We start from the raw sequence: 10,260 nt of genomic DNA on the forward strand, positions 1-10,260 counted from the left end.
AAAAAGAGTATTAAAAAAAAGTTTATACGAAAAAAAAGTAGTTTGTGATGTCACAATTTGCAACATAAAAATGATGAAAAATTAGCATATGTGTAGTTTTGTAATACTTATTATAAGAAAAAGTATAGAGTGTTACAAAAAATACTCTATGGAACTCTATACTTTATTTATTTAAGAATCCCATAGATTTTTCACTGTCAAAGTTACCAGTTTTTTCGCGTTCAATCTCACCTATAAAATCTTTCATCAAAAAGATAGGCTCCTCTTTTACTGCAACTTTATACGCAGTATTTTTTACGATTAAGTTAATTTGTCCACCCGTTAAAGAGTACTCAGCCAATTTTTCTTTACTAAAATCCTCTTCATATGGTGCATCTTTTGGCAACATTTTTCCCCAAAGCTGTACACGTTGTTCATAATCTGGTTTTTTAAACTCTATTTTGTAGTTAAATCTTCTTGAAAATGCTGTGTCTATGTTTTCAAGTAAGTTTGTAGTTGCAATGAGCATCCCTCTAAAGTTTTCAATCTGTTCTAAAAAGATATTTTGCATCTGATTATGCATCTGATCTGAGCCTGTTATATTTCCACTACTTCTTGCACCTAAGAACTGATCTGCTTCATTTAGCAGCAAAATAGGCTCTGTTTTTGTTTTTTCTGTAAGTTCATAAAAAGTGTCAAAAATCTTTCTTACATTTTTTTCACTCTCCCCTACATACATAGAGAGAATTTTTGAACAATCAAATGCGAGTACTTGGCGTTTTAATGATTTTGCTAGAGAGTATGCCGTCATAGTCTTTCCTGTTCCAGCCGCTCCATAAAAAATGATACGTGCATCGATACCAGATTTTTTATTTTTTATTCCCCATTTGACTAAACGAGCTACAACCTCTTTATCTACTTGTTTCATCAAGTTCTCTAGTGTTTCTCTTGTTTTAGCATTGAGTACTACATCCTCTAGTGAACTCTCAGGCTCAACTAATTCAAAGATATCTTGTTCCTCAATCAAAGCATTGAGTTTCAGACGTGTCACTTTTTTCGTTTTTTGTGGATGGATGATACTTTGAAGCACCTCATCAACAATGTAAAATGCACGTGAAATTCCCCCAAAAGGATTCAGCATCTCTTCATAATCGATGATGTTATTTTCGATCAAATTAGAGCCATCTTCTAAAAGTGAACGATTTTTTATACGCTCATACTCATCTAATGATATAAGGTCTATAAGTGTGTTCATCTCACGAAGTGAAATGTCAGTTGAACTATACTCTTCACGAAGCAGAGCTATAAAGATCACCTGTTCGTAATTGTTCATCTTCTTTTGTCTAAAGAAACGATCGAGTACTAACTCTTCATCAGTTTGTGCAACTCTTTCATCTATTCTTTTTTCTAAAAGTTTAAGTTTATTTTGTAATCTATCGATACCTAAAGAGTGTTCATGCACATTTTGACGAATAACACTCATTTTTTGGTATAGCTCTATTCTAAAAAACTGATCTTGCAAATACTCAAGATGATCTGCATATGGTTTTACCTCTGGTAAATCAAGATCAAGTGTACCATCTTGAAGCAAACGTAAAAATGAAGGTGTAAGACCTACTGCACCATTTAAAAGTTCAAGAGGTGTTACATCTGCAATTTTGATAGGGGTAAAACTTTGTTGGTGCAACCAACCAAGTTCAAGCAAATTTTTCACATGTTTTAAATTATCAAGATACTCATAATCTGCATGTGTATAAAGATCTTGAAGCAGTTGAAAGACCAAGACATCGTCTTGACCTTCAACATATTTTTTTGCAACATAACGAAGTATTTTTGCTTCATCGATACTACATTTTAGATGTATAAAAATTCCGCTTTTTGCTACATCTTTTGTATTTAAAAAATCAGTTAATATTTTCAAAAAAATCCTTAAAATTTATATCCTAAACCAACAGAGACTAGTGTGATGTTTGAGTTAGATATTGTACCTACCATAGTGCTATTTGATACATCTCTATCTTCATGCATTGAATAGATTGCAGATAGTCCAACATCTAAATCTTGATTTACTGGGTATCTTATACCAAAAGAGATCGCCATACTATCACTATCTGGTAACTCAAAGGTTACTTTATCATCTGGAACAGGATTTTGATCATACACAAAACCAGCCATGAGTGTCATACTGTCCAACTCTTGTGTAACTCCTACACGATACGCATTCACATCTTTCCAATTTTTTGCGATAGGGTCATCAAATGAAGAGACTAAAATAGCAGGTATTGCACTTGCATAATCAAAATCCAATTCATCATATGCAGACCAAAAGTTTCTCTCTATTACAACCTCTACTGTAGTTTTTGTGTCAAATGTATATGCAGCTGCTAGTGATGCAGATGCTGGAAGTGGTACCATAACATTTCCCCCACCATCATACACACGTGTTCCACTTACATCTAATTTTGCATTTCCACTTACTGTTAAGTTTATATTTGAACGATATGTTAGTGCTACATCTATTTTAGAAGTTGGTTTGTATGAAAGTGCTAGGTTGTACCCAAAATCCATACTATCCCCTTGTAAATCCCTAGAAGCTGTATATTCACTTTGAACAATTCCTGATGAGTATACAGCTCTAACTCCAGCTGCAAAAGCGATATCATCTGTAAGTTTCATCGCAACACTTGGATTAAGCTCTACAACTTCTAACGAAAACTTTTTAGCACTATATACTGCTGGTGCATCATCCCATCTTTTTGTCAGCCCTGCAGGAACAACAATATCAAAACCTATTCTATATCCATTGATATCCTCTGAAACATAATGTAATGATGGAATTAAAAATTTCTCTGAATGTGCATCTATATCAATCCCACTATACGCTCCACTGCCTGTAAATTTTGTAGCATCAAGTCCTATGTAAGTCGTAGCTACTTCTACATAATTTTTATTTTCCATAAAAACCATATTTGCTGGGTTATAATAAGCCGCATCTGCCCCTTTTGCATGAGCGATATTTGCAGCACAAAGCCCTACTGCATTCATTGAATTTTCAGGAATTTTATATCCACTTGCTAATAAAGTTGAACTTGCTGCAAGTGAAAGAAGTGTATATTTTAAAATTTGTTTTTTCATCATCTCCACCTTATCTTGATCTTATTTCATTAAACCATGTTACTGCAGCGCCATACGCTTCTGTTGCACAATTTGCATGTACAAATGGGTGTGTTGCATCAACTTGTTGAGAAAGATACGCTGTTGGTATCGGTGAAATTGTCACATTTACATCATTTGCTAATAAGTTTGTATATGCTGTAGTTGTTTGAGTATATGGGATAATCTCATCATCTACACAATGAATTAACTTAAACTCTGATCTTGGAGACCAATCATTTACAATATTATCACCTAAACGTACTTTTACAGAATTATTTACGTTGTTTTGATAGTCATTTATAAAAGTTGTTGAAAAAAGATTATCTGCTGTATAAGTTCCATAACCATAACCAGTTGTTAAACCAAGTGCAACATGAATCTCTGTGGAGCTATAACCACCTGCAAAAAGTGCTGGAAATGTTGTTGTATTTATATCAGTTGCCAAGATATCACTCAAGTCAACATCATTATAATAAGCTGCATATGAATTGGCAAGATACCCTAAAAATGCAGGATATACCATTGTTTTTGACGCATTGAGTTCTTGATCTGCTAAATCTTCTGGGCTATACGGTCCAGCCATTGGAGCTACACCCATTAGTGTAAATTCATCCGAATGGTTTTGCTCAATATCTTTAGCAAGACTCATCGCTACATATCCACCTTCAGAGTACCCTGTTACATAAAGCTGACCATTGTAAACAATGTTATTATCAGTCATATATTTTACACTTGCACGAATCATATCAAGTGATGCTTGAGCAGAACCATTTTTTAAGATATATGGGTGTGAAGTACTATTTGAATCACCATACCCTATATAGTCTGGTAAAACTGCGGCAAATCCTGCATAACCTGTCATTAAAACAGCTACTGAATAGTTTGGAAGTCCATCTGTAACCTCTACCTCTGTTGGTGCTTCACTATTTAAAAACATTGTTCCATGATTATCACAAATCATAGAGATAGAAAAACTTTTATTTAGTAATGCTAAAGTTGCTTTATACGTATCTGTTGCACTTGGAATAACTAATAATCCTGATGCTGTTACACTTGCACCATCTTGGTTTGTTGTTGTATAAATTATTTTAACAGCTTTATACCCAAATGCATTTGTGGCATCTGCTTTTATCGAAGCTTGAACAATACTTAACATTGTTGAAGCATTAACTTCTTCTACAACCTCAGCACTTACTAAGTTGTTACCAACACTATTTTTACCCTCATTTCCATAGTCCCCACAACCACTAAACACACCAAGTGTTAGCAGAAGCAATGTGACTAAACCATTTCGTAATTTCCCCGTCATTACTATCCCTTTTTTTTGAAGTGAAGGCACAGTGTAACACATCAAATATTAAAAAAACTCTTCCCGTGTAATAAACTTACAAAAATGTATCTTTCGGTTACTTTTGAAAAGAATACAACATTGCAATCTCATCTTTCCAGATCGTTTCATCGATTGTTTCTAGTATAAGTGGTATATCATCCATACGTTCATCATTCATTATAAATCTAAACGCATCAAGCCCTATTTCCCCTTTTCCTAAAGAGTGATGTCTGTCAACTCGGCTACCAAGGGGTGGTTTCGAATCGTTTATGTGCATTCCGCTTAGATACTCAAACCCTACAATCTCACCAAAACTACTCCAAGTTTTATCGTATGTTTCACGTGTTCTGATGTCGTATCCTGCTGTAAACATATGGCAGGTATCTATACACACGCCAACACGACTTTTATCTTCCACTTTCTCAATAATACGTGCTAAATGTTCAAACTTATACCCTAGATTTGAACCTTGCCCAGCTGTGTTTTCGATCACCGCTCTTACACCACTTGTTTTATCTAATGCGATATTTATCGACTCTGCGATTACATCTAAACACTCATTTTCTACTTTTGTAATATACTCTATATCCTTTTTCTCTTTTGCAGAGAGTTTTACTAGATGACTCCCTGGATGAAAATTAAGACGATCAAGTCCAAGTATCTCACAACGCTGCATCTCATCTATAAAGGCTTCACGGCTTTTTTCTAATTTATCTGTTTCAGGGTGACCAAGGTTAATCAAGTAAGAATCGTGTGGAAGTATATGTTTGGGTTGTATACCTGATTTTTCTAAAGTATCAAACCAAGTGTCAAGTGTTTTTGCATCAAATGGTTTTGCATCCCATCTTTTTTGATTTTTTGTAAAAAGTGCAAATGCCTTTGCCCCTATCGCCTCAGCATTTATAATCGCATTAAATACTCCACCACTTGCACTTGTATGTGCCCCTACAAATTTTGCCACTATATATCCTTTATTTTTATAAGTATTTTATTAATTGTGTCTTTGAAATAGATTTGATTTTCTTCCACTTTATATGCAATATCTACACCATTATCAGAAATATTTTGCTCAAACCCATTTGCTGTCTTATGTAAATTTCTACCTTCATAAATAGGTTTGCCCAAAAAAACATTTTTAAGAAGATCATCTGGATATGCTGATGAGAGGTATTCTTCATTAAAAGAGGATTTTCTCATACATCCTTCTCTATCGACACATACCATACCATCAATACTTATCTTTTTAAATGCATTTCCTGCAACATACAAATCAATCTCTACACTATCATCACTTTTTGTAAGATATGCCACATCTGAAAACTTGATTTGTTTTGTTTTAAAGACTACAATTTTAGATTTTTTAATAGTTGGTTGTACACTACATCCATAAATAAATACCAATAATAATGAAGCTACCAAATATCTCATCAAATTCTTTACTTTTAATTTTTCAAAAATTATATTCAATATATCTACAAATACTTATAAAGTGACAAGATTACTTTTATTGTTTTAATCTTCGGTAAAAACATCAATTATGATATACTGATAAAAATTATTTTAGGATTTCAAATGCGCTATATTTTTACTCTATTACTTTTACTTTTAAACACACACTTGTATGCAAATGAAGTATATCCTATCTGGTTTTCAGAACAAGGTACACCTCTTTTTCAAGCAACAAAAAATTTTGAAAAACTTAATAAATACGACTCTATGAAAACTGAAGTTATAAAGTATTCTAAAGTCTCTAAAGAAGTGCAAGAGCTAGGTCATAAGGCAGATAAATCACAAAATAAAAAAGATATCCAAACGTATTTAAAATCATTAAGATCATTACAAAAGCAACATGACAATATTGTCAAACTCAATATGATTGCTATTTTAAAAAGTATCAAACAAAATAACTACAAAGAATTCACACTCTTAGCTGATATTGGTGCACCTTATTTTAAAGAGCAAGATCGGCTCAAAGAGCATATACTCACTTACTACAAAAAAAATAAAAAGCCAAAAAGGATTGCTTCACTTGATCGAATGATTAGAGCAGATAAGACTACGATAACACGCTATACAGCTTCTAGATCGTACAGTGATAGTGATGAAGATTTTGGACCTGATGTTTTTCTAAAACAACACGAGATTATCGTAGTTTCAAGATCAGGATGTCCATACTGTGACAAAGCCAAAGCATTACTGCGTGCAAATGGTAAATCTTATCGTGAAGTTAATTCAAACAGCAGTGAAGGTTCATCTTTACTAAAAAAACATAGTGCAAGAGGAGTGCCTTTGGTTATCATAGATGATGTGGTAATCAAAGGTTTTAGTGAAAGTCGTATTTTACAAGCTATTAAATAAAAATGTCTATTTGTCATAAAACTAAACTTTAGTCACTTTTTCTTATATTATTCTATCTATGAAGATCCACATAGATATAGACTGCTTTTTTGTAAGCGCTATCCGTACCATTGATCCCTCTTTAGAACATAAACCTGTGGCGATTGGTGGGCGGAGTGATACGAAGATATTTGACAATAGTGCTAAACAACAAACCGTAAACCTTGAAAATAGTGGGAGTTTTGTGCCTACTTTTTTTAAAGCGTATGAGAGTAAAGATGATGATATAGATGCTTTTAGAGATAGTGATGGGAAAATTCGCGGGATTTTAACAACCTCTAGTTATGAAGCTCGTGCTTTTGGTGTCAAAACGACTATGCGAATTGAAGAAGCATTACAACTTTGTCCTGAGCTTATCATCAAAGCACCAAATATGTCTTTGTATCAAAAACTTTCCCATAAATTGCATGAGTATCTGATGCTTAAAATCCCTTTGATCGAACAAGCGAGTATAGATGAGTTTTATGGTGATTTGAGTGGTTGGATTGAGGATAATGAAGTGCCTTTTTTTATAGATACTTTGCGTCATGATATCAAACGTGAACTAGGTTTACCAGTTTCTATAGGAGCGGCACCAACACGCTATATCGCAAAACTAGCTACTACATATGCAAAACCTTTTGGCTCTAAAACGATCTATCCTTGGGATTTTGATAAGTTTGTCAATCCGATCAAGGTAGAAGATTTTGCTGGTATTGGGCGAAGTATGCGCCAAAAACTTTATGATGTTCAGATACATACACTTGGTGAACTCCGCTCTCGTCGTGGTACATTAGAATCTTGGGGACCGTATGCAAAAGAGCTTTATAGACGTGTCAATGGAGAAGTTGATGCAGAGATACAAACAAAAAGGGAACGAAAATCGATCGGTATCTCACGTACAATTGAACCACTATTTGATCGAAATGAGTTGCGGCGACGTGTCCATATCTTGGCAAGGCATCTCAGTTTTGCAATCTTAAAACGTGATGTTATTCCAACTGTATTTCATCTCTCTTTGCGTTACGAAATGAATCAAAAATCTCATATAAACATCTCTTTAGCTGAAGTTTTTACCGATAAAAAGTTCGATACTTTATGTCAAGAGATGTTCAATAAAGCCGATACACAAAGACGTTTGCGAGTAATCCGTCTAACTATTCAAGCCAGTAGTTTTACAAAACACTCAAAAAAAGAGCTCTCGCTTATAAACTTCCACGATGAGCAAAAAATGCATAATCTCACACGCTCTTCACAAAAACTACGTGAAAAATATGGACTTGATGCTATCAAATGGGGGAGTGAAATGCTCTTGACTTAAGCGTATGGAATACTTTTTTTAAAAAGTATTCACGGGAGCTTAAAATAGAGTCAAGAGTACACTTTAGTGTATAACTTATGATAAAATACTTTTCATGACAAATTTGAGGCTTCTTGAGCAATTTCGCTCTTTTTATTTTAAAAACTATCCTGATGATATGGAGAGCATGATTGATTACTTCTCTGTATTTGGAGGAGTTGATTGGCAAATAGACACTACAAAAGATATCAAAGAGCTTGTATTGGAGCTTGTACTGGAAAACTTTGATGCACTCTATGACAAGGTACAAGAACTCACCCTTGGCAATAAAGATTATAAAAGACTACTACGCGCTTTAGCTGTTGGAGATCGTAGAATCTTTTCCGCATTTAACAAAGCTGGTTTAAATAATGGAAATGGTGGAGCAGCCCTTAACTACTTACAAGAAAAAGGGCTTATTGAAATGGAGTATTCAAGAGAAGCAGCTCCAAGAAAAAACTCACCTAATGAAAAACTCAAACGCTCCGATGCTAGACATCGTATCTCACATAAAGTATTTTTCACCTACCCTTTTATACGTTTTTGGTTTTATTTTATCTCACCAAATTTTAAGTATATTCAAGAGGAGAAATTTGAAAAAGTATTAGAAGATTTTGAGCAAAGACACAACTCCTATACAAGTCTTGTCTATGAAGAGCTTTGTGAACTTTTACTCAACTATAACCTTAGAGACGCTTACATAGCAAGTTCAGGAAGTTACTGGGATGCAAATGTAGAGATAGATATCCTAACAACTACACAAAATGGAAAAATTTATGTGGGTGAGTGTAAATGGACAAATCACAAAGTTAATAAAAAAGAGTTGCATAAACTTGATGACAAATGTCAAAAACTAGGTATCTCTCCAACACAACGGGTACTATTTTCAAAACGTGGATTTTCTAAAGAGCTTGAAGCTATGGCAGGTGTTGATCTTGCACTCTACACAAGCGAAGACCTTAAAGTCCTTGTAAAAAACAACTCTCGAGAAAACAATGCAAAAATGCTTTTTAGCTAACTATACGGAGTGCTTCGTACGCTTCTTGTAGAAGCTGAAATTTATTTGTATAGTGTTCAACCATATGTGGTGCTTCATGGTAAACTTTATCTGGATGATATACTTTTGTAAGTTTTTTATAACTTTTTTTAAGTGCATCCTGACTTGCACCAATTGGACATTCTAAAATAGTATAAAAATGTTTATTGACATCTATTGCATTCTCTTTGACAAGATCACCAAAACTAAAATTAGCAAAGTCACTATAAAGTTTTGACATAAATTTATTGTCATATGTGTATTGAATTTGATAATGTAAAATATGACGTTTGTTGAGTGTTTTTTCTAACCTTGCTTTTGCTTTATAATCACTTACATCTACAACAAGTGAGACATCTGTTCCACGCTCAACATATACCTCTAATTGTGAACGCATATAGTTTACTACCCAGGCATTTGGTTTTTCTAGTGAGATTAGAACTGTATTTTTATCATACGCATAAAGATTTACTTTTATATTTTCTGCCTCTTGTACTTTATCGAGTTCTATTTTGATCGGTTGTGATCCATACTTTAACATTGAACGTAGAAAAAAGTGGTGATTAAAGTCGTGCACTTGTGCGTGATGCGCACTGAGTTTATGTAAAAACTGTTCTCGAATCTCTATCAAAGACTCGTTTCTAAATACTAAAACTGCCTTTGGTAAAAAAAGCATACCACGTGTATGATGATTTAAAAATTCTACCATCCACGGGGCATTTAAGGTATCAAAATTTGTAGTAATAAGAATAAGATTATTGCGCAGTACTATATCCATATTAGCTACCTTTATTTGAATTTCATAGCATTCTTATAGCAAATATAGTTCCATAAGCTATCTTAAAAATCCCTTGTTTGAATTATTTAGCAAATTGCTTTTTCATCTTCTTTATAGTTTTTTTAAGTTTATATAGAGTTTTAGTAAAATTTTAGTAATTTTTAAGCAAAAGTGTTTAATTTGGTAACACTTTTTAGCTTTTTGGCATATAGAGAGAGATGAGCAATTCTAATTGTCCTTTTAGCTCATGGAGAATAGCAGTCTTT

The 10,260-nt window shown here is 33.6% G+C and carries 9 protein-coding genes; 3 read left to right on the forward strand and 6 right to left on the reverse strand.

The window, feature by feature from the left end; genetic code table 11:
* Window positions 1-163: 163 nt before the first annotated feature.
* From ACQY56_RS03450 to ACQY56_RS03470, 5 genes are all read right to left on the reverse strand, one after another.
* Entirely contained in the window at window positions 164-1,900 is a 1,737-nt protein-coding gene (locus ACQY56_RS03450; RefSeq protein ID WP_428738158.1) for an ATP-binding protein, read from the reverse strand.
* Window positions 1,901-1,908: 8 nt separating this feature from the next.
* On the reverse strand, window positions 1,909-3,114 hold the full coding sequence (locus ACQY56_RS03455) for an OmpP1/FadL family transporter (protein ID WP_428738159.1): 1,206 nt from the start codon (window positions 3,112-3,114) through the stop codon (window positions 1,909-1,911).
* Window positions 3,115-3,124: 10 nt separating this feature from the next.
* The gene (locus ACQY56_RS03460) at window positions 3,125-4,444 is read right to left on the reverse strand and encodes an alpha/beta hydrolase (protein ID WP_428738160.1); all 1,320 of its coding nucleotides are present in this window, start codon (window positions 4,442-4,444) and stop codon (window positions 3,125-3,127) included.
* 97 nt (window positions 4,445-4,541) lie between these two features.
* Window positions 4,542-5,429, reverse strand: a complete 888-nt coding sequence (nfo, locus tag ACQY56_RS03465) for a deoxyribonuclease IV (RefSeq protein ID WP_428738168.1) — start codon at window positions 5,427-5,429, stop codon at window positions 4,542-4,544.
* A complete protein-coding gene (locus tag ACQY56_RS03470) occupies window positions 5,426-5,893 on the reverse strand; it encodes a hypothetical protein (RefSeq protein WP_428738161.1) in 468 nt (155 codons plus the stop codon). Before ACQY56_RS03470 ends, nfo begins: the two co-directional genes overlap by 4 nt.
* Before the next feature lie 144 nt (window positions 5,894-6,037).
* On the opposite strand from ACQY56_RS03470, the gene ACQY56_RS03475 reads away from it, so the two are divergent.
* From ACQY56_RS03475 to ACQY56_RS03485, 3 genes are all read left to right on the forward strand, one after another.
* Window positions 6,038-6,823, forward strand: coding sequence for a glutaredoxin family protein (locus ACQY56_RS03475; RefSeq protein ID WP_428738162.1), 786 nt, complete (start codon window positions 6,038-6,040; stop codon window positions 6,821-6,823).
* Window positions 6,824-6,881: 58 nt separating this feature from the next.
* The gene (locus tag ACQY56_RS03480) at window positions 6,882-8,162 is read left to right on the forward strand and encodes a Y-family DNA polymerase (protein WP_428738163.1); all 1,281 of its coding nucleotides are present in this window, start codon (window positions 6,882-6,884) and stop codon (window positions 8,160-8,162) included.
* A 94-nt stretch (window positions 8,163-8,256) separates the two neighbouring features.
* The gene (locus tag ACQY56_RS03485) at window positions 8,257-9,198 is read left to right on the forward strand and encodes a DUF234 domain-containing protein (RefSeq protein ID WP_428738164.1); all 942 of its coding nucleotides are present in this window, start codon (window positions 8,257-8,259) and stop codon (window positions 9,196-9,198) included.
* On the opposite strand, the gene ACQY56_RS03490 is transcribed toward ACQY56_RS03485, so the two are convergent.
* Window positions 9,191-9,994 carry a J domain-containing protein gene (locus ACQY56_RS03490; RefSeq protein ID WP_428738165.1) on the reverse strand — a complete coding sequence of 268 codons (804 nt, stop codon included), beginning with the start codon at window positions 9,992-9,994 and terminating at the stop codon, window positions 9,191-9,193. The two genes, ACQY56_RS03485 and ACQY56_RS03490, sit on opposite strands and share 8 nt — an antisense overlap.
* Between the last annotated feature and the right edge of the window lie 266 nt (window positions 9,995-10,260).

This window comes from Sulfurimonas sp., assembly GCF_050296975.1.
Lineage (GTDB): Bacteria > Campylobacterota > Campylobacteria > Campylobacterales > Sulfurimonadaceae > Sulfurimonas.